The organism is Klebsiella sp. K5-306 (assembly GCF_051835185.1).
Lineage (GTDB): Bacteria > Pseudomonadota > Gammaproteobacteria > Enterobacterales > Enterobacteriaceae > Klebsiella > Klebsiella oxytoca.
The window spans coordinates 319,011-337,872 of sequence record NZ_JAIFJY010000005.1 but is presented as its reverse complement, the minus strand read 5'-3'; the positions used below and the strand labels follow the sequence as shown (position 1 = coordinate 337,872).

The following is an 18,862-nucleotide window of genomic DNA, read 5'->3' as shown; positions in this document are numbered from 1 at the left end:
GCGATCCTGGCAAACATCCGCTTCATTCGTCTCTTTATCGCCCATAAAGAGCGGATTAACGCGCATCTGTCCGGGCGGGCCCTCCGCCTGCCCGGATAAGAGAGGATTATATGTATCAGCAGCAACATATTGAATTTATTATCCAGAAGGCAAAGAAACGGCTCGATCAGCAGGAGGCCCCCGGCTGCACCAAAGCGGGATGGCTAATGATCACCGCATTATTAATTGAGTCATGGGATATTTATTCCATGGCGTTTATTTTATTCGCCCTGAAAGATATTTATGAGCCCAGCAGCTGGCTGCTTGGTTTTACCGCCGCCGGCACCCAGCTTGGCGCGGTGGTCGGCGCGCTGCTCGGCGGCTGGCTGACCGATAAGCTCGGACGGCGTAAAATTTTCCTCTGGTCGATGATCCTGTTCGCGATCTTCGCCGTTCTTCAGGGCCTGGCGCCCAATATGTACTGGCTGGCGATTATTCGCTGCCTCGCCGGGATCCCGGTGGGCGCGGACGTGGCTAACGGCTTTACCTACATCATGGAGGTGATGCCGAAGGGCAAGCGCGAAGTGATGGCTAACCGCTGGCAGTTTATGTTCGCGCTGGGGATTATCGCCGCCATTCTGCTGGTCACCACGCTGGTGACGCTTGATGTTCACCCGGATATGATCTGGCGCATCGTGCTGGCGGTCCCGGCGATCCCGGCCTGCCTGCTGCTGTTTATGCGTCGGGAGCTGCCGGAGACGCCGGCGTGGTTCGTCGAACGCGGCCGCTTTATCGAAGCGAAACAAGCCTCCCGTGACTATTACGGCGAACAGGATGGCCGTCTGCTGGACGACATTCTGCCCAACGAAAACGTCACCATCGCCGACCCGACGCTCAAAGAGACGCTGCACGATCTGTTCCGTCGTCCCTTTACCCGCCGCACCACCCTGTTCGGCTGGTTCTCCTGCGCCGTACAGTCGTTTGAAAACTACGCCTTCTCCTTCTTCCTGCCGCTGATCCTCGTCACCATCGGGATTTCCGGGCAGATCCAGAATAACCTCGCCCTGCTGGCGGTGAACTGTATCGCCGCGCTCTCGGCGTTTGTCGGCCCGCTGCTGTTGCCGAAGCTCGGGCATAAGGGGCTGAGCAAATACGGCTTCCTGCTGGTCACCATCGGCATCTCAATTTCGGCGTGGGGCGTCTACAGCAGCAGCTTTGGTTTTATCATTTTCGGCGCGGCGCTGATGCTGTGGGGCCATTACTGGGATTCCGAAAGCGGCATGACGGTGATCTCGCTGGTGGCAAAACCGCGCTATCGCGGCGTGGCCTCCGGCATCGGCTATACCATCGTCAAGGTCACCGCCTTCGTCACCACCCTGGTCTTCCCGGCCCTGTTTGAAGCGGTCGGCGTACCGGTCGCCTCAATGATTATCGCGATCGCGCCGTTCTGCGCCTTCCTCGCCTCGATCTTCCTGCTGCCGGAAGTCTTCGGTCATGCGGTGGGCGACGAGAACGATCGAGAACATGATGCCAGCCCGGCAATCGCCCTGGAGGGGCATGAATCCCCGGCCTCCAAACATTAACCGCCCGGGCCGCAGGGGCGGCCCCCGCTGAACCCATAAAGGAAGGAATCAGATGAACAGCACAAAAATGCCCGTGATTGAAAATATCGAACTGATGACCGCCCGCGTTCCGCTGCCGGAAGGCCCGTGGGGAGATCAAATTCACCACGTCACCGATATCGAAGTGGCGATAGTTGACGTCTACGGTTCTAACGGCCACGTCGGCACCGGCTTTAGCCACACTTCCGGCTGGTGCGGGAAAACCATCTCTGCGTTGATTGCCGAGATTATCCCTGACGTTATTGGCCAGCCGCTCTCCCCGCGCGGCCTGTGGCATCGCTCGTATAAACACGTACACGACGTCGGCGGCGCGGGCGTCACCACCCATGCCCTGGCGGCGCTGGATATTGCCTACTGGGATCTGTTAGGTAAAACCCTCAACGCGCCGATTATCGACATTCTTGGCCGCGTGCGCGATCGCGTTCCGCTGTACGGCAGCGGCATCAACCTACATCTGTCCATTGAGGAAGTGATCGACCAGGTCAAGCGCTGGAAAAGCACCGGCTATCTGGCGGCGAAAGTGAAAGTGGGCAAACCGACGCTGGAAGAGGACGTGGAGCGGCTGCGTAAGATTCAGGAGGCGGTGCCGGGCTTCCCGCTGGCGGTGGACGCCAACCAGGGCTGGAACTTCCCGCAGGCGCTGCGCGCGTTCAAGCTGTTCGAACCGCTTAACCTGCTGTGGATTGAGGAGCCGCTGCCCTCCGACGATATCGCCGGCCACCTGCGGCTGCGCGAGCGCAGCGCCACGCCCATCGCGCTGGGAGAAAACGTCTATAACTTAAATCAGTTTACGCAGTACATCGAGAGCGGCAGCGCGGATTACATCCAGGCGGATCTCGGCCGCGTCGGCGGGATCACCGGCTATCTGGATATCGCCGCCGTCGCCCGCGCGCACAACCTGCCGATGACGCCGCATTTTGTCATGGAGCTCAGCGCCAGCCTGCTGGCTACGGTGCCGAATATCTCATACGCCGAGATGACCGACGGCGGGCGCTGGAAAGATCTGCGCATCATCGCCGAAGCGGGCGAAGAGGTGGACGGCTACTACGTACCGAGCGAACGGCCGGGCCACGGCATTATTCTCGATCGTGATTACCTCGCAACCCACAAAATCTAACCACGCAGTGAGGGGAAAGGACAATGGAAGACACGTTATTCTCGGTTAAAGACAAGGTCATCATTGTGACCGGCGGCCTTGGACAGCTGGGGGCGCAGTATGTGAAGACGTTACACGAACGCGGCGCGAAGGTGGCGGCGCTGGCCACCCGCGTCGATGCCGCGCGCGTCGACCGCGTGCTGGGGACGATTAAGGACTCCGACCGCCTGCTGTGCGCGGAAGTGAATATTACCGATAAAGCCAGCATTAACCGGGTGCTGGACAGCATTGAAGCGAAGTGGGGCGTGCCGGATGGCCTGGTCAACAACGCGGGCGTCGACACCCAGCCCAGCGCGCCGCCGGAAGTCTCCGGGCCGTTTGAAGAGTTCCCGGAAGAGGTGTTCCGCGAGGTGGTGGAAGTGAACCTGGTCGGCACCTTCCTGATGACCCAGCAGGTCGGCAAACGCATGAAGCAGGCCGGCAAAGGCGGCTCGATCATCAACGTCGGTTCGATCTACGGCGTGGTCTCTCCGGTGCAGGATATCTACAGCTACAAAAAAGAGGACACCGGCATTCCGTTCGTCAAACCGGTGGCCTATTCGGCGGCAAAGTCCGGGCTGTATAACTTTACCCGCTACTGCGCCACCTACTGGGGGCGCGACGGCATTCGCGTCAATACCCTGACCCTCTCCGGCGTCGAGCGCAGCGATCAGGACCCGCGCTTTCAGAAAAACTACACCCACCGTATTCCCATCGGGCGGATGGCGAAAGCCCACGAGTACAACGGCGCGGTGGTGTTTTTGCTCTCCGACGCCTCGGTCTATATGACCGGTTCCAACGTGGTGGTGGATGGAGGCTGGACCGCATGGTAAGCGATAAATGGCAGCGTTTTCGCGGCATTATCTCCGCGGTGGTGACGCCGATGCACGCCGATGAGTCGGTGAACTACGCGGCGCTGAACGCGCTCGCCCGCGCCCAGCTGGCGCGCGGGGTTGAGGGCTTTTACTGCTGCGGCTCCTCCGGGGAGGGACCGTTGCTGCGTTTCGATGAGCGCAGGCAGGTGCTGGCGACGCTGGTGCAGTCGGCGGGCGGTCAGGTGCCGGTGATCGCCCACGTCGGGACGCCACGCACCCGGGACGCCGTCGAGCTGGCGAAGCACGCCGAGCAGGACGGCGCCAGCGCGGTGTCGCTGGTGCCGCCCTACTACTACAAATATAGCCGCGAGGAGATTATCGCCTACTACCGTCGGGTGCTGGACGCCATTTCGATTCCGGTGATTTTGTATAATATTCCGCAGTTTACCGGCGTCGAGCTGGATGCCCAGAGCGCCGACGCGCTGCTCGGCGAAGAGCAGGTTCTGGGGGTGAAGCATACTTCGCATAACCTCTATTCGCTGGAACGCATGATCGCCCGCTACCCGGAGAAAGTCTTTTTTAACGGTTTCGATGAGATCTTCCTTTCCAGCCTCGCGGCGGGCGCGACGGCCACGGTTGGCACCACGGTTAACCTGCAGCCGGAGCTGTTTCTCGCCCTGCGCAGCGCTTTTCAGCAGGGCGACATCGCCCGGGCGCAGCGCCTGCAGCAGCAGATCAACGAGGTGGTGGAGCAGCTGGTCGCGCGCGGCGTGTTCCAGTCGGCGAAATATCTTGCCGCGAAAGAGACCGTCGATACCGGCCCCACCCGCGAGCCGTTTGTGGCGCTGACGGCGGCGCAGAAAGGCGAGCTGGATGACCTCTATCTGCGCTTACGGAGGTATATCGCCGATGCCGGACAATGACGCGTTCTGTCCCCAGGTCCGTCTGAACGATAGCGTTGTATGCCAGCAGGTCGCGCGGTTTTTACAGGAGACGGAAAGCGATGCGCGAACCCGGGGGCTGGCAGTGGCGGTTGTCGGGCCGGAGGGCGAGCTCATCGCCTTTGGCGCGCACGCTCGCTGCCCGCCGCTACCGCGCCAGCTGGCGCAGCGCAAGGCCTGGAGCGCCCTGCGCTTTCGCCGTCCGACGGCAACGCTGGCGCAAGAGGTCAGCGCCGGCGCCCTGCAGCTGGCGGTATTTAACGACCCGCAGCTGCTGGCGATGCCGGGCGGCGAGCCGGTGATAGTTGAAGGGCTGGCTATTGGCGGCGTCGGGATCAGCGGCCTGCCACCGGAGCTGGACGCCGGGCTGGCGGCGCGGTTTGTTCAGCGATTGACTTGATGAGGGATCGTTAAGGGTTCCCGGATTGCGGCGCCCGCGCCTTATCCGGGCTACCTGCGCGCGCAGGATGCGGTATTTGTAGCCCCGGCCAGCATAGCGCGGCCGGGGATTGACGTGTTCACACAAGCCGTGTCATTTACTGGCTCCGCTGCTTCTCTACCGACAGCGGGCGATGAATCAGGGTCATCGGGACGGTGATCTTCACATCAGCATTTTCCCCCTGCAGCTTCTGCTGCATCAGATGAAACGCGTGCTGTGCCCAGGCGTCCTCATCCTGGCGCATCGACCATACTGCGTTCGGCAGAAATCCCAGCATCTGATGTTCATCGAAGGTGCCGATGGGAATATCCGACGGAATAAAGCCGTAGGTTTCCCGCAGCGCGCTCAGCGTCCCTTCCAGAATGGGCAGGGAGGAGGCGATAAACGCCTTCGGCGGCTCGCGATGCTGACGGAGAAAATCGAGCATCAGCTGCTTGCCCTCTTCCTGACGGTTATGGCTGGCGGACAATATCCACTCCTTCCCGGCGGGCAGCTCGCTCAGGTAGCCCTGCAGACGACGTTGGATCGACGGCTGCTGGGTATCCCCGGCGATAAAAAAAATCGGCGAGACGTCCACCGCCTGGGTCATCGCCTGCACCAGCTTTTTGCTGCCATTGTAGTTATCGCTCACCACCAGCGACACGTCGCTCTCGCCAAAATCGCGGTCGAGCAGCACCAGCGGCCGCTTGCGCGCTACCTTCTGGTGATGCAGCTGCGTTTCCCGGGTAGAGGGCACCACGAAGAGCCCGTCAACGTTGCGCGCCAGCAGTCCTTCAACCAGACTGTTTTCATGCTCGCTGTCGCTGTAGGTGCAGGCAATCATTAGCTGATACCCCGCCTGACGGCAGCAGGCTTCGAGCTTTTCCGCCAGGGTGGAGAAAAACAGGTTGGATAAACGCGGGATCACCAGCCCTAAGGTCTCGGTTTTATTGAGCTTCAGGCTGCGGGCGATATGGTTAACGACCAGCCCGTTCTCGGCGATGTAATCATTAATACGCTGCTGCGTTTTGGCGCTGATGCGATACTGCTCAGCTTTGCCACCCAGCACCAGGCGCACGGTGGTAATCGAGATTTCCAGCGCCCTGGCGACTTGCTCAACGGTTTTGGCCATAAACTCATTTTCCATAACGAACAGAACGGCTTAATCATAAACTAATTCGAGTTAGCAATACATTAGCCGCGCTGTTATTTTGAACAAGGCGTCAGTTTTCTGACGCCACTGGCGCTGTCGATCGCGATCCCGCTACGCGGACGATCGTTAAGATCCTTCCCTGTCCTCTCTGTCGGCATGTGTGCCGGGAGAGATTCTGGCCGCGCTATTTCATTTTGCCGGTTTAACCTCGGTCACCCAGGTGGGGAGATCCCATGTCCCGCCGAGGCGAAGATAGCGGCACATCCCCGTGGTCGCTTCACGGCTTTTGCGGAACGTTGTGCCATCCCAGAGCCAGCTCGCCGTCCCCCAGCAATCGCCGAGCCCTCGCCCTTTCTGGCTCATAAAAATCTCGCCGTCGCCATACTCAGAACCGGAAACCGTAATAAGCGCTGGATTACCCTCAAGTTTGCTATCCACAATCCAATAGCCGTATCCCTCGTTATAGGCCGCCCGCCAGCACAAGGCCGAAATCAGGGAATGCGCGTTATCCAACGGCGTCAGGCTGATGGTTTCAGCCTCCTCCCCCTCCTCAGGCTGGAGGCGATCGCACCAATCATCGTGATTTAGCGTGGCCAGAAGCTTCGGCTTGAGCGCCGCCAGCTCAGGCGCGGTTAACGCTCTCTCCTGCGCCTTCTCAGGCATGACCCGGTGAATGACCGGGGCGGGAATCGCCGCCCGGACGCTACTTTCCGGCCTGTCGCCTTTTTTGGTCAACGCGCCCGGCGTGCCGATTCGCCCCTGAACATCGTCCATTTTCAGCAGAACCGCGTAAGCGCCTTCGCCGGAAAGCACAAACGGCGCCTCCCCGCCTGTAAATTCGACCTTCCCGCTGCCTTTGATGGCGTTAACGATCGCCCGGGCCTGTTTCTCCGACAGCGGCCAGCTCTCTTTTGCGGGCTTCACATCGCCTGCCGGCTGGCCGTTGATCCACAGCGTCAGTTTGCCCGGCAGAACGTCGCTGTCGGTCACCTCCGCCAGCATCAGCTCTCCCGAGACGGCAGTGCCCGCTCCGGCCTGGCGGGTCAGCAGCACCGAACCTCCGCTTCCTTCTTCAGCGCTGTATCCCGCCGCCCGGCAGGTCAGCGTGTTATCACACACCACTTCCCAGTCTTTGTGACTGAATGACACGCCTGTTTTCGCCAGCGCAGGGAGACTAAGTATGGCCAGTGCCAGCACGCCTCTCCAGCGTTCCTTTTTCATACCTTCTCTCCTTAATCGGTCATTCGTGTAGTCTGAGTAATCCCCCGCTCAGAGAGAAGCGTTTTCCCCTGCCGCGGCATTTTTTCAGACAACGACATGGATGCAGTACGGCTTTACGCTTCGTTGGACATATTCCCGCCCGTTCAGCCCGGCTGAAAATGGCGGGCTGAGAGTCTGATTAACTCATTCAACATCATTTCTGGGATCACAAAATAACATCCACCGTGATGTTAAATCATCTTGTGATATTCCGCGTGGCTGCGACCGGCTAACTCTTTTTACGCTCTCACTTCATCTTTGCGATTCATAGGTGAATTCCGCTCTGATTATTCAGGGGGTTCTTTTATGCATCGGTTCATCTTTTCTTTGACGTCATCAACAACATGAAGCTATTCAGAATATTCAGCGTATTGCCGTCGTTATTTTTTGCCGCCGCGTGCGCTGCCGGGTTATCCCACGTAGATAATTGTGAAGTGGGCTGCCCGACCGGTGGAAGCGACCAGACGCTGGTTCGCGAAGCCTATACGCTCAATAACAACAACCACCGCAAATTCGCCAATTGGGTGGCGTATAAAATCACCAAAGCCAGCCTGGCCAGCGGGCGTTCGCGCAGCTGGAAGCGCGATCCGGATTTACCCGCTGCGGATACTCTTGCCCCCGCGGCATACAAAGGAGCCAGCGCTGCATTGGCGGTCGATCGCGGGCATCAGGCGCCGCTCGCCGGGCTCGGCGCCAGCGCAGACTGGCAGGCGTTAAACTATCTTTCCAATATCACCCCGCAGGCCTCCGACCTGAATCAGGGGGCGTGGGCGCGGCTGGAGGATAAGGAGCGCGCCCTCGCCGAGCGCCGCGACGTGGCGGCGGTGTGGTCCGTTACCGGGCCGCTGTTCGAACGACATATCGCCACCCTGCCCGCCGCGCCCGAGGTGGAGCTTCCCAGCGGCTACTGGAAGATTATTTTTATCGGCTCCAGTCCGGATAAAGGCGAATACGCGGCGTTTTTGATGGATCAGGCAACGCCCAAAAGCGCCAGTTTTTGTGATTATCAGGTTACGGTGGACGAGATTGAGCGGCGGACTCATCCGGCGCTCTCGTTCTGGTCCGCCCTGCCGGCAGGTATCGCTCGCCGCCTGAAATCCCGGAAGGGGACGCTGGCAAAAGAGATGGGGTGCCCGTAATTGGGCATGGGCATCCTGTTGCGCGCATTATCTCGCTTTTATTTTTTGAATCTGCTTTGCGGTTATTTCAGCAATATCAGGAAAGTCATTTTCAACAGGCGCTAATTAATAGCATCACGCATTCAGTTAATTCTTAATTGACGGTTAAAGGCGTTTATTATGTCCGATTAAAGTCTGGACTTTATTTTTATTACTGGTTAGGTTTACAGGTGTTATTTAGCGCGGTGCGAATGTGCGCCAACACACCCGCACCGCTGATCACAATTACTATTTCGCGAGAATAGCAACCATGACTAGAGCTGATTGTATTGTAGATTCGTTTGATCCAGAAGTGTCGCCGAAAAATAAGCGTCAGTTGACGGTGAGTTATGTGAGACGTTTGCCAGATCGTCGTCTTGTTCCGGCGCTGATCATGAAGGGCGAGTGGCTGGCGGCGGCAGGGTTTTCGACCGGCACCCGGGTGGAGGTGCGGGTGATGGATGGCTGTATTGTACTGACGGCGGTTGAGCCGGAACCGGAGCTGGAAGCCGCGATGCGCAGGGTGGAGAAGCTGTCGGCCAGGAAGCAAAAGCAGGTCAGAGAGTTTATCGGTGTGATTGGGGGACGGGGTTGAGGGGGCAGGATTGCGGTGACAGACAGGATTTTAATGCCATGCTCTATATCGCCACTCCGGACCTGTACTCATCCATCAAATCCGTACAACGTTCCTTTTAGATAACGGATAAATACCTGTTAATACGACTGAATGAGGAAACCATCATGGAGACTTACCGATTACATCGCGGCAGGCTTATCGACCATATCCAGCTTGTGGTAAATGATTTCGAGGCCAGCAAAGCGTTTTATACAGCCGTGCTGGCGGTCCTTGAGATCCCTGTCGTGAATACCTACGATGATTATTTTTGGGCTGATGAGCTTGTTGTTTCATCGATTAATAGCCCCGGTTCCGCAGGGAAGCCGACAGGACGGCATCACCTGGCTTTCCAGGCCAGGGATCGTGAGACGGTGGATGCTTTTTACCAGGCGGCGCTGGCACACGGCGGCAGTGATAACGGCGCACCCGGTGAGCGAACTTATCACCCGGGGTACTACGCGGCCTTTGTACTCGATCCCGATGGTAACAATATCGAAGCGGTTTACCATGGCGAGGGGGAACGCAGTACGGCATCGGTGGAGATTGGCTTCAGTCTTTAAGTATAACGGCCTCCGGGCAGGGGCCGTATTGGGCGGTTGGCATTAAGTCAGACCAGGAGCCAGCCCAGGAATTAGCTATATCGAAGCCCTCATAATAATGAGGGCTACATAAAATAAATTCAGTGTTGTAAATTCATTGCGTATTCATTTTATAAAGGAATAACGATGGGAGCTATTAACGAGATAGATATTGCAAAGCTGGTTTTGCTACCCGCGATTTTATATGTGGCTAAAAAGATCATCGACTGGGCGGGAAAAGTGATGTCCAGCCCGCAAACGAAGCGAAAAATTCGCTTTGAAAAGGTACCTATTGAAACCAAAATAGAGGTGCTGAATAAAATCGCTGAGATAGCGAACGCTGACATACCCGACACCAAACTCTCGAGGACGCATCAGACCGTACAAATAAAGTTTTTGTATGAGCAGATCGGGATTACCCTCCCTGTCTGGCACGCCCATCAGTTGATCGCGTTTATCGCTGATAAAAATATCGGCTCATATGATGTACGATTAATAAGTTTCCTTAAAAACCCATCCTTATATCGTTGTGAAGAAAATCATTTTTCTGTAGATGCTAAAAAAATTAAAACTTTTCACCTCGTTAGCGGGGGTTTCTGGCTATTTTCAATAGTTATTTTCGCTTGCGCCTGGTGGACGACAATACAATCGTTACTGGCCAGCGGGGGCGTAAATTCAGCTATCGCATTTTCACTGTTTTACTTTATTTCCGCTATTGTGGTCACTGGCTATTTCATTAGTCAGGTTGAAGAAACCTGGCAAAGCGCCAGATTCGCCAGGCTGTTTGAAAGGTGGTGTGAGGATGAAGCGGGGGTGGAAAGTGGGGAGCGTGCTGTGCTAGCCGCATCGGAGCCAGAAGAACAAACGCCTCAATAAGAAAGGATATATAGGGTCAAATCCAGCTGGATTTGACCCTATATATCCAGACGCATTTTCTCTCTTGCGGTTGCTCAATCTCACCAATCGCGAAGGTGCTTAGAAGGAAGTGAGGTAAAGAACTGGCTAGACGAAAAAATTGAACTGTCCAGAGCAGCATGACTCTGGACATACGATGGGAGAAATTATCGTAGTTTTTGATAAAAATTCTTGCGCACAGTGCGGCTGATGTAACTGTTAAGCCCCTGACCAGCCCTGGCAAGCATTTTCATGTGGTCAACCATAACCTGGCCTGGGCGGATAGAGTTGTATAGGTACCGAGAGTTATCACGAAATTGTACAGTGATTGAGTCATCCCCTATCTCAAACCCTATAACACCTGAATCGCCACCACGATTTTGATACTTTTCCATTTAATATCCTTGTTAAATAAACGCTTATTGCAACTCAACAATAACCATTCAAATGAAAAGTATATGTGACAGAACTCTCTAAACTTTAGATAAAATTCGCACACCATTAAAGCTAGTAGCTAATACAGAGAACCAAGTGCAAGGATCGAAAGCTACCTGCCCACATCCAAGATAAATCGCTCTCCTCTACCCATATCAGTAAGTTGATGTAGATTGAATCAGGTTGACTTACAGTGGCATTAGAGACAGCGGACGAAGTGAAGGCAGTCAGCGCGGAGTTAGCAAAGAACAAAAAGACGAACCTGTTTCGCTGCCTCTGGGCGATGCAATTTGAAAGCACTCTCCGCTTCGGGGATACCGTCAAATTGACGTGGGATCAATTCGCTGAGGGCAAAACGCATCTGACCATCAAACAAGAGAAGACGGGGAAACTTCACAAAGTCGCTATTACCCCGGCTATGCGCTCTATCGTCCAAGCTCGCCGGGAAGAAGCAGCAGACCGCCCAAAATTCGGTGACTACATATTCAGCCTGTCCGACCTGAGGTCGAAAGGCCAGCCAGTTTCACACAATGCAGTTTTGACTGAATACGGGAAATGGTGACGCCGTGCAGGTTTCTAAGATGTGGGGAGCCACACACCACGCAAGAGCAAAGGCCGTATATTGTTTGAGAACGGCGCACCACTTGAGCACATTACAAAGTTGTTGGGCCAGGCCAACCCGGCATCCACCCTGTTTTATATCGGGTTCACGCAAGAGACTGCGGATACATTATCGGAGGAGTTTTCTCTCGGTGGGGAATGGTAATGATGAAAGAACGCATAGTGGCACTTATGAAATTTCTGGCCCTGCTGGGAGAACCATTTATAGGCAGAAAAAATAATTTTCACAGATAAACTGGCAACGCATCCTTTCGAAGCCAGTTAATACTATGCTAATCATTACGCAATGATAATGATATTTTTTAATTATCTGTATCGTCTTCATGATAGACGCGATTTAAAAAATCATCATACTTGTCTGGCAGTAAAGCAACCTCACCCCAACCTAACTCAGGTGTAATGAAACCTAATCCAGCCCCATTAACTTTACTGTAAAACATTGCGATGCGACCAAGATTTCTATCGTTCAAAAAACCTCGTCCCTCAGCTGTGTCGTTTGTTATTCTTATACGAAAATCACGATATGGCGTGCTATTGTCAATCCTTAGCCAAATATTAGAATGCCCTTTAAATTTCTCAACCCTGAAAACCGCACCAAATAAAAACCGAGGTTCATCACATTCTTCCCTCAGTTCATTTATATTTTTTAGAGAGTCACAAAACCTATATCTTTTAGCTCTTCCATCTTCGTCTAAAAGATATATTTCACGATAATAATTGTGAATAAAGTTTGCACACAAAGACTGGATACTGGTTATCTGACTTGGGACGCGGAAAGATTCACCATTATGGCGAGCTATTGGAAGAGAAACTTCTTTTCCATCTTCCCTCTCAAAATGAGAGTCGATAGGTACTTCATCCCCTCCAAAATCGACCCTTGGATTATTTTCTGGACGGGTCTGGAGAAAGCCGCTGATAACTATTAGTTCTTCATCTTCAACGGCCTTTTTTGCATCTTCTTGTGTAGCGTATTTTTTATATTGTATTGGACCGCATCGTAAACTACATGGTGGTGCATCGTCATCTTTAAGATGTTTATAATATGCGGGAACTTCGTTAGATGTCATTTCCTTTTCAGGATCTGCTGGTACTCGTGTAAGATGCTCATAACAAGAAGGACAAAAAAGGAATCCTTTCATATGAGACAAATAAGCCAGAGGTTCAACGGTGTTTCTTTTTAGGGCTGCGAGTGAGTGCGAAAGTTTCATCCACTCTGGATCATAATATGCGTATGCAATTCTTCTAATAGCCATCTTAAACTCCGTGTGTAGTATCAATCGAAATAAAATACTCAGAGTGCTTGATAAACTCCTGAGTGTTTTTCCCTGATAAAAAAAACACTCTTACTATTATTTTAGCTTTATAGAGACGACATTTTCTTTGTCAGAAAAAATCTCAGATTTCGAAATTTTTGTTATAGTGACAAAATCAGCATCAGGCAACCCTGACATCTCGTAAAGTTCACCTTTAGAAATTATATTATTCTCATCAAGAAGATGAGCAAGTCTATTAATTAACTTAGGCTCTTCATGCTTGATAATGTCATCCAAAGGCTCTTTTTTACGGTAAGGTGCCAGTTGTCTGAAAACATACTCTTTTTGATTGTCATTTATCAGATGCAAGCTCGATGCTCGCATAGTGATTGCTCCAATCGAAACTCCCCAACGTTCTTTTAACTTTATTAATCCCTGCAAACTTGGTGAGAAAAACTCATTGCCAAAAGTGGAAGCAGGAAGCAAGAAGCAAGAAGCAAAATAATCCGCTTGTTTCTCCACTTTCTTAAAAAGCTCTTTATCGTCAAGATAATCGTCCTGAACCGAACGGTGCAATATCAGATGTCCCAATTCATGAGCAATAGTAAATCTCAACCGAACTGCCGTACTATTTTTATCAGCAACGATGACTGGCCCGGAGTTAGCCCAAAATGAAAAGGCATCCACCCTATCTCCGGCATGAATATTTGAGACAACAACACCGTTATTTTCAAGAAGTTGAGTAAGGTTTTTAATCGGACCATCACCCAATCCCCAATATCGACGGGTTTGCGTTGCGATATGCTCAAGATCGCTTGGCGTAAGCATTTCAAAATCATCAATATCAATAGGCGGTAGCTTCAATTCAGGCAAAATTGCATATTGAAGCAGATTAGAGAGTATACCTGACACCCATCTTCCCTTCGTTGTGCCCATCAAGCGTTCCTTTTTACTTGCAGAAGCGCGACTACGAAAATGGACAGCACCTTTGATACTGGGTGAAGATTCGGCAGCTAAAAAGAAAGCCTCAGGGAAACTCAATACCCTTGAAATCTGATTTAATGTCTCATGGGATGGGTTTTTCAGCCCTTTCTCAAACGCAGAAATCGCTTGCCGAGAGATCTCAAGCAAACGCGCAAGGTCAGCCATAGTTAACCCTTTAGCCTCCCTTGCCTCGGTAAGACGTTCAGGATTGATTAATTTGTCACGATTCTGCGAAATAAGCGGGCTTACATTCATTTTTGTTTTCTTAGCAATTCATCGACCCTAAGGGCGATTTTTTCATCAAGTTCATCTTCAATAGTTTCTTCCTCAACTTCATAAGAAGAAACCAACTCTAATGGTTCAGCATACAGTACAGCACGCAAATCTGGAGTAGGAATGGTCAAACTTATCGCCTCCAGGGAAGCACCAACCCCATCATGTAATAGATAAACGTGACCACCTACACTTGGAAGCACATTATCGTTGTCTTCGAATCCTTCAAAAAGATCGTAATTCATGCTTTGTGCATATGCAGCTCGGTAGCGAGCCTTACGCGGTAATTGTCCCGGTCCGTTAATATGGTGAGCCGTGAGAGTCCAGTTGTTAGACTTAATCGATAAGTGTCGGCAGTTACGGGCTGCATTTGGTGCGGCGTGAAAATCCAACCCAAGATTGATCGCTGTTTTTTCCAGTAATGCTTCACAATAGAACCAGCGAAGATACGGTTGTGCCTCACGAGAAAACACACCAAATTCGCGGCTGCGCTCGGCAGACATCAGGTAAGCCTGAGATATAGAACGAGTCATGGAACTACGGTGATTTACATCAAAAGCGTTCATTAATACTGTTCGATAATTGCTCATAACGGCTTATCCTGGTGAAATGTTGTCAACCATATTTACGAAAAACCATAATTTTGTCAACCGTGAAAATAGATTGAACCACAATTGATACGTAAAGATTTGTGCCGGAGGCACCTTTACGAGACCAAAAACCTTGGTAGGGCATTAGCAACTCCCTTTTAGTCATCTACGGTTAGATGAATTTCCTGGCTTCCGCCACCATCTTCAACTCCGCCTCTTCGGCCTTCTTCCGTTCAAGCCATGCTTTGCCCTCTGGTGTCGCCAGAAACTTACGAGCGTGAATTTTACGGTTGTTGCGTTTGGTTGCCGCTGCATTTTTCGCCATGATTGCCTCCAGTTCGGCCGCCGCTGGGCCATAAAGGCAGGCTACAGAAAATCGCAGTGACAAATCCAGATGCCAAAATACCCTACCAAATGGTGCCGAAGGCAATAGCTGACCATTACGTGCCGTGTTGGGCACATAAAGAAAGGCGGAGCACAGCGACTTCCGCAGTAGATACAATCCCTTCACAGAGATGATGACGCCTTGTCATGGCTTCTTATCAGGTAGCCTTTGTGATCCGGTGGCTGAAACCGTGGCAGAGCCGGACTCTTTCCCGATCCGGTTAGTCTTCCCAACATTACGCCTGTTTATTCGCTGCAACGTCATCTCGACGTGTTGCATCATGGAGCGCCGCACGAAGCGCGAGCCGCATTGACAAGGGTTGTGGGAAAAGGATTAGAGACGCTGGCAGCGTCTTTCGGCTTCAAAGGAAAAGCGCAACGGATATACCAGCGACAAAAATTAAGCCGTCAGTGCTGACCGTTCACGTTTTGTACAGGGTTGAGCCTGGAAACTACCTGCCGCTGCGTGATAACATCCCAAAAGCCACTACCAAACACAGCGGCAATCGTTGGTGACATTATTCAAGCAAAAAACACAGGCAAGAAAGGCAGAGTTATTTAATTAACTCTTTGTTTTCAAGGGGTTTTTCTTGATTGGTGCCGAAGGCCGGACTCGAACCGGCACGTATTTCTACGGTTGATTTTGAATCAACTGCGTCTACCGATTTCGCCACTCCGGCACGGAAAGGATACGGAAAACGTTCTGGATTATACCTGTCACTGGCTGCTGCGCAAGCGGCAGAGTGCGATTGCCGCGCTAAGTGTTGAAAAAAACAGCGCAAGCCGCATTTCGGCCAACATTCAATACGTTCCGCAAGTAAACCCCTCGTTCTCACCTTTCCCACTCGCGGTTTCCTCTTTCTCCGAGTCTGCTCGCAAAATCCTGCAAACGGCTCAATTCGGTTTACATTTTCGGCAATTTGTTATCAGATCCTGTTATTAGTACGCGTAATAACGCCGGTACTTTCCCAAAACAGGATTTCCGCAATGCGCTTCTATCAGATCGAACCGACGCTGGAGAACTACTGGCGCGGCATTATTCTTTTTGGCAAAAACGTCGCCTCCTATAAGTTTGCGCTGGCGCATGCGCTGTACGATATCCGCCGCGACGGTAGCGATCTGATACGCCTCGAGGAGCTGGCGGTGCCGTTCAGCCGGCATCTGTGTCGCCATCTTGAGCACGCCCCCAAACAGATCACGTCGCCAAAAAGCCAGTTTCTCAGCGTTTGCAGCCGCTTCAATCGCCAGGAGATAACCCAGGATCAGCTCATCGCGGCAACGGTCAAGCTCGGCTTTAGCGTGGTGCTGGATAAATTTCATAACGTGAACCAGGGCGAAATCGCCAGGCGCTTTTTTATCGACGAGCGTAAAACGCATCAAGGCATCCGCCTGACCGACGACTTTTATTCTCTGACGGAGCGCCAGCAGTACCAGAACCTGATCCACGAAACGGACGCCCGCTGGCGTCTGGTGGAGCAGGCGTGGGCGATGAATATCGCCAGCAACCTGATCGCCGTGGAATATGATGCCGCCGAACAGCAGCTCTTTAGCACTCTGAATACCCGTCGGGTTGCCATCTCCAGCTGTCGCGACAGCCTGAACGGCTACCAAAAAGGCCGCTGCTTTTACTGCTATGCGCCGATCAGTCTCGAAAGCGGAGATGAGAACCTGGCCGATGTTGACCACTTTATCCCGTGGGCGGCGCGCGGCGAGGTGGCGAATATCAACGGCGTCTGGAACCTGGTTCTCGCCTGCAAGAGCTGCAACCGCGGGGAGAAAGGCAAGTTTATGCGGGTACCGTCGGCAAAACTGTTGCGCCGCCTGCGCGACAGAAACGAATATTTTATTACCAGCCACCTTCCCTTGCGTGAAACCTTAATCCGTCAGACCGGCAACACGACCGCCCGCCGCGATGACTTCCTCGCCAAAATCTGGAACACTGCGCGCATTACGCTCCTTCATGAATGGGAACCTCAGGCCGCCGGAACGGATATATTCTGATGACAATTAACTACTACCAGCAGAACGCTGACAGCTTTGTGGCTTCAACCGTCGCTGTCGATATGACCTCTCTGTACGCGCCTTTTATCGGGGCGATTGAACCGAACGGGCTGATCCTCGATGCGGGTTGTGGCTCCGGACGCGATGCAAAAGCCTTTGCCGATATGGGCTACCGGGTCAAGGCGTTTGACGCCTCACCGGCCATGGTCGAGCGGGCTGCGCAACACAGCGGACTGGCCGTGCGTCAGGCGACTTTTCAAAGTATCAGCGAAAGCGCACGATATGACGGCATCTGGTGCTGCGCTTCGCTGCTGCACGTTCCCGCCGCTGAGCTGCCGGGAGTGATGCACAAACTGGCTACGGCCCTCAAACCCGGCGGTGTCTGGTACGTCTCATTTAAATACGGTTCAGGCGAGCGAGAAAAAGAGGGGCGGCGGTTTACCGATCTCGATGAAGCAGGGCTGACGACGCTGATCGAACCGCTGGCGGATATCCGTCTCGCCAACATGTGGCAGACGGTGGATAAGCGCCCGGAGCGGAGCGAAATCTGGCTCAACGCGCTGTTGATCAAAAGCTGAACTGTCGCGATGGCTTCTCTCTCGCGGAGAAGCCGGCTTACGCAAGTTTCCCCCTCCTTCTGCCAAGCGTCCCCTCGCCCCATGCTCTACACTTCCTTCTTAACTACGCCAAACCCAAGGAAACTGTCATGAGCACTATTAAAAGTTACGCCGCCAAAGAAGCGGGCGCCGATCTGTCGCTGTGGGAGTACGATGCCGGCGACCTCAAGCCGGAAGATGTCGAAGTGCAGGTGGAGTACTGCGGAATCTGCCACTCCGACCTGTCGATGATCGACAACGAATGGGGCATGTCGAGCTATCCGCTGGTGGCCGGTCACGAGGTGATTGGCCGGGTGGCGGCGCTGGGCAGCGCGGCGCAGGATAAAGGGCTGAAGGTTGGCCAGAAGGTCGGCATTGGCTGGACGGCGCGCAGCTGTGGCCACTGCGACGCCTGTATCAGCGGCAACCACGTGAACTGTCTGGAAGGCTCGGTGCCCACCATCATCAACCGCGGCGGCTTCGCCGATAAGCTGCGCGCCGACTGGCAATGGGTGATCCCGCTGCCGGAAAACGTCGATCTCGAATCCGCCGGGCCGATGCTCTGCGGCGGCATCACGGTCTTCAAACCGCTGCTGATGCATCACGTCACGGCGAACAGCCGCGTCGGCGTCATCGGCATTGGCGGCCTCGGCCATATCGCCATCAAGCTACTGCACGCGATGGGCGCGGAAGTCACCGCCTTTAGCTCTAACCCGGCGAAAGAGCAGGAAGTACTGGCAATGGGCGCCGATCGCGTGGTGAACAGCCGCGATCCCGAAGCCTTAAAGGCACTGGCCGGCCAGTTCGACCTGATTATCAACACCGTCGCCGTCGATCTCGACTGGCAGCCGTACTTTGAAGCGCTGGCGTACGGCGGCAACTTCCACACCGTCGGCGCGGTAATGAAGCCGTTCCCGGTCCCCGCTTTTACCCTGATTGGCGGCGACCGCAGCATCTCCGGCTCGGCCACCGGCAACCCGTCCGAGCTGCGCAAGCTGATGAAATTTGCCGGACGCAGCAAAGTCGCGCCAACCACCGAGCTGTTCCCGATGTCGCAGATCAACGAGGCGCTGAAGCACGTTCGCGAGGGCAAGGCCCGCTACCGCGTGGTGCTGAAAGCCGACTTCTGATCGTTCCTCATCATGCTTCAGGCCGCA

At 53.7% G+C, this 18,862-nt stretch carries 20 protein-coding genes and 1 tRNA gene; 13 read left to right on the top strand and 8 right to left on the bottom strand.

Features of this window, described 5'->3' with window-relative positions:
- The first annotated feature begins 110 nt into the window (after positions 1–110).
- Genes K2184_RS10960 through K2184_RS10940 form a run of 5 tightly spaced genes read left to right on the top strand, consistent with a single transcriptional unit; the run spans position 111 to position 4,892 of the window.
- Positions 111–1,562, top strand: coding sequence for an MFS transporter (locus K2184_RS10960; RefSeq protein WP_064356546.1), 1,452 nt, complete (start codon positions 111–113; stop codon positions 1,560–1,562).
- A 52-nt stretch (positions 1,563–1,614) separates the two neighbouring features.
- Positions 1,615–2,718: a mandelate racemase/muconate lactonizing enzyme family protein gene (locus tag K2184_RS10955; RefSeq protein WP_004108723.1), complete on the top strand. Its 1,104-nt coding sequence runs from the start codon at positions 1,615–1,617 to the stop codon at positions 2,716–2,718.
- Between the two features lie 23 nt (positions 2,719–2,741).
- Positions 2,742–3,569 (top strand): SDR family oxidoreductase, encoded by an 828-nt coding sequence (locus tag K2184_RS10950; RefSeq protein ID WP_004117630.1) that lies wholly within the window; start codon positions 2,742–2,744, stop codon positions 3,567–3,569.
- Positions 3,563–4,474: a dihydrodipicolinate synthase family protein gene (locus K2184_RS10945; RefSeq protein WP_064373985.1), complete on the top strand. Its 912-nt coding sequence runs from the start codon at positions 3,563–3,565 to the stop codon at positions 4,472–4,474. The genes K2184_RS10950 and K2184_RS10945 overlap by 7 nt, the downstream gene beginning before the upstream one ends.
- A complete protein-coding gene (locus tag K2184_RS10940) occupies positions 4,461–4,892 on the top strand; it encodes a GlcG/HbpS family heme-binding protein (protein WP_032728839.1) in 432 nt (143 codons plus the stop codon). Before K2184_RS10945 ends, K2184_RS10940 begins: the two co-directional genes overlap by 14 nt.
- A gap of 136 nt (positions 4,893–5,028) precedes the next feature.
- Here K2184_RS10940 and K2184_RS10935 read toward each other — a convergent pair whose 3' ends face one another.
- Together K2184_RS10935 and K2184_RS10930 are read right to left on the bottom strand one after the other, a co-directional pair.
- Positions 5,029–6,042: a LacI family DNA-binding transcriptional regulator gene (locus tag K2184_RS10935; protein WP_004117622.1), complete on the bottom strand. Its 1,014-nt coding sequence runs from the start codon at positions 6,040–6,042 to the stop codon at positions 5,029–5,031.
- Between the two features lie 210 nt (positions 6,043–6,252).
- Positions 6,253–7,284, bottom strand: coding sequence for a DUF1176 domain-containing protein (locus K2184_RS10930; protein WP_032728838.1), 1,032 nt, complete (start codon positions 7,282–7,284; stop codon positions 6,253–6,255).
- Between the two features lie 383 nt (positions 7,285–7,667).
- On the opposite strand from K2184_RS10930, the gene K2184_RS10925 reads away from it, so the two are divergent.
- From K2184_RS10925 to K2184_RS10910, 4 genes are all read left to right on the top strand, one after another.
- Positions 7,668–8,462, top strand: coding sequence for a DNA/RNA non-specific endonuclease (locus K2184_RS10925; protein WP_196552796.1), 795 nt, complete (start codon positions 7,668–7,670; stop codon positions 8,460–8,462).
- Positions 8,463–8,751: 289 nt separating this feature from the next.
- Complete coding sequence (symE, locus tag K2184_RS10920) at positions 8,752–9,075, top strand: endoribonuclease SymE (protein WP_163524997.1); 324 nt, start codon at positions 8,752–8,754, stop codon at positions 9,073–9,075.
- A 146-nt stretch (positions 9,076–9,221) separates the two neighbouring features.
- On the top strand, positions 9,222–9,656 hold the full coding sequence (locus K2184_RS10915) for a VOC family protein (protein WP_154971536.1): 435 nt from the start codon (positions 9,222–9,224) through the stop codon (positions 9,654–9,656).
- Between the two features lie 165 nt (positions 9,657–9,821).
- Positions 9,822–10,550, top strand: a complete 729-nt coding sequence (locus K2184_RS10910; protein WP_163524999.1) for a hypothetical protein — start codon at positions 9,822–9,824, stop codon at positions 10,548–10,550.
- A gap of 185 nt (positions 10,551–10,735) precedes the next feature.
- On the opposite strand, the gene K2184_RS10905 is transcribed toward K2184_RS10910, so the two are convergent.
- The gene (locus K2184_RS10905; protein WP_057173405.1) at positions 10,736–10,963 is read right to left on the bottom strand and encodes a hypothetical protein; all 228 of its coding nucleotides are present in this window, start codon (positions 10,961–10,963) and stop codon (positions 10,736–10,738) included.
- A gap of 233 nt (positions 10,964–11,196) precedes the next feature.
- Here K2184_RS10905 and K2184_RS10900 point away from each other — a divergent pair, with 233 nt between their 5' ends.
- On the top strand, positions 11,197–11,565 hold the full coding sequence (locus tag K2184_RS10900; RefSeq protein ID WP_224261120.1) for a tyrosine-type recombinase/integrase: 369 nt from the start codon (positions 11,197–11,199) through the stop codon (positions 11,563–11,565).
- Between the two features lie 361 nt (positions 11,566–11,926).
- Here the strand turns inward: K2184_RS10900 and K2184_RS10895 are convergent, their stop codons facing one another.
- From K2184_RS10895 to K2184_RS10875, 5 genes are all read right to left on the bottom strand, one after another.
- A complete protein-coding gene (locus K2184_RS10895) occupies positions 11,927–12,877 on the bottom strand; it encodes a hypothetical protein (RefSeq protein ID WP_163525001.1) in 951 nt (316 codons plus the stop codon).
- 96 nt (positions 12,878–12,973) lie between these two features.
- The gene (locus K2184_RS10890; protein ID WP_057173406.1) at positions 12,974–14,116 is read right to left on the bottom strand and encodes a helix-turn-helix domain-containing protein; all 1,143 of its coding nucleotides are present in this window, start codon (positions 14,114–14,116) and stop codon (positions 12,974–12,976) included.
- Complete coding sequence (locus K2184_RS10885) at positions 14,113–14,724, bottom strand: hypothetical protein (protein ID WP_065366249.1); 612 nt, start codon at positions 14,722–14,724, stop codon at positions 14,113–14,115. Before K2184_RS10885 ends, K2184_RS10890 begins: the two co-directional genes overlap by 4 nt.
- A gap of 172 nt (positions 14,725–14,896) precedes the next feature.
- Complete coding sequence (locus tag K2184_RS10880; protein WP_172601110.1) at positions 14,897–15,049, bottom strand: hypothetical protein; 153 nt, start codon at positions 15,047–15,049, stop codon at positions 14,897–14,899.
- 654 nt (positions 15,050–15,703) lie between these two features.
- Positions 15,704–15,788: transfer RNA gene (locus K2184_RS10875), tRNA-Leu, on the bottom strand.
- 307 nt (positions 15,789–16,095) lie between these two features.
- Between K2184_RS10875 and K2184_RS10870 the strand changes: the two genes are divergently transcribed.
- The 3 genes from K2184_RS10870 (at position 16,096) to ahr (ending at position 18,835) form a co-directional block, all read left to right on the top strand.
- On the top strand, positions 16,096–17,109 hold the full coding sequence (locus K2184_RS10870) for an HNH endonuclease domain-containing protein (RefSeq protein ID WP_049593806.1): 1,014 nt from the start codon (positions 16,096–16,098) through the stop codon (positions 17,107–17,109).
- Positions 17,109–17,687 (top strand): class I SAM-dependent methyltransferase, encoded by a 579-nt coding sequence (locus K2184_RS10865; protein ID WP_134883259.1) that lies wholly within the window; start codon positions 17,109–17,111, stop codon positions 17,685–17,687. Before K2184_RS10870 ends, K2184_RS10865 begins: the two co-directional genes overlap by 1 nt.
- Before the next feature lie 128 nt (positions 17,688–17,815).
- A complete protein-coding gene (gene ahr, locus K2184_RS10860) occupies positions 17,816–18,835 on the top strand; it encodes an NADPH-dependent aldehyde reductase Ahr (RefSeq protein WP_004108819.1) in 1,020 nt (339 codons plus the stop codon).
- The last annotated feature ends 27 nt before the right edge of the window (positions 18,836–18,862 follow it).

Excerpts from the sequence above, each read along its gene's own strand:
- K2184_RS10960 (WP_064356546.1), top strand. The coding sequence starts at position 111 with ATGTATCAGCAGCAACATATTGAATTTATTATCCAGAAGGCAAAGAAA.
- K2184_RS10955 (WP_004108723.1), top strand. The coding sequence starts at position 1,615 with ATGAACAGCACAAAAATGCCCGTGATTGAAAATATCGAACTGATGACC.
- K2184_RS10950 (WP_004117630.1), top strand. The coding sequence starts at position 2,742 with ATGGAAGACACGTTATTCTCGGTTAAAGACAAGGTCATCATTGTGACC.
- K2184_RS10945 (WP_064373985.1), top strand. The coding sequence starts at position 3,563 with ATGGTAAGCGATAAATGGCAGCGTTTTCGCGGCATTATCTCCGCGGTG.
- K2184_RS10940 (WP_032728839.1), top strand. The coding sequence starts at position 4,461 with ATGCCGGACAATGACGCGTTCTGTCCCCAGGTCCGTCTGAACGATAGC.
- K2184_RS10935 (WP_004117622.1), bottom strand. The coding sequence starts at position 6,042 with ATGGCCAAAACCGTTGAGCAAGTCGCCAGGGCGCTGGAAATCTCGATT.
- K2184_RS10930 (WP_032728838.1), bottom strand. The coding sequence starts at position 7,284 with ATGAAAAAGGAACGCTGGAGAGGCGTGCTGGCACTGGCCATACTTAGT.
- K2184_RS10925 (WP_196552796.1), top strand. The coding sequence starts at position 7,668 with ATGAAGCTATTCAGAATATTCAGCGTATTGCCGTCGTTATTTTTTGCC.
- symE (WP_163524997.1), top strand. The coding sequence starts at position 8,752 with ATGACTAGAGCTGATTGTATTGTAGATTCGTTTGATCCAGAAGTGTCG.
- K2184_RS10915 (WP_154971536.1), top strand. The coding sequence starts at position 9,222 with ATGGAGACTTACCGATTACATCGCGGCAGGCTTATCGACCATATCCAG.
- K2184_RS10910 (WP_163524999.1), top strand. The coding sequence starts at position 9,822 with ATGGGAGCTATTAACGAGATAGATATTGCAAAGCTGGTTTTGCTACCC.
- K2184_RS10905 (WP_057173405.1), bottom strand. The coding sequence starts at position 10,963 with ATGGAAAAGTATCAAAATCGTGGTGGCGATTCAGGTGTTATAGGGTTT.
- K2184_RS10895 (WP_163525001.1), bottom strand. The coding sequence starts at position 12,877 with ATGGCTATTAGAAGAATTGCATACGCATATTATGATCCAGAGTGGATG.
- K2184_RS10890 (WP_057173406.1), bottom strand. The coding sequence starts at position 14,116 with ATGAATGTAAGCCCGCTTATTTCGCAGAATCGTGACAAATTAATCAAT.
- K2184_RS10885 (WP_065366249.1), bottom strand. The coding sequence starts at position 14,724 with ATGAGCAATTATCGAACAGTATTAATGAACGCTTTTGATGTAAATCAC.
- K2184_RS10880 (WP_172601110.1), bottom strand. The coding sequence starts at position 15,049 with ATGGCGAAAAATGCAGCGGCAACCAAACGCAACAACCGTAAAATTCAC.
- K2184_RS10870 (WP_049593806.1), top strand. The coding sequence starts at position 16,096 with ATGCGCTTCTATCAGATCGAACCGACGCTGGAGAACTACTGGCGCGGC.
- K2184_RS10865 (WP_134883259.1), top strand. The coding sequence starts at position 17,109 with ATGACAATTAACTACTACCAGCAGAACGCTGACAGCTTTGTGGCTTCA.
- ahr (WP_004108819.1), top strand. The coding sequence starts at position 17,816 with ATGAGCACTATTAAAAGTTACGCCGCCAAAGAAGCGGGCGCCGATCTG.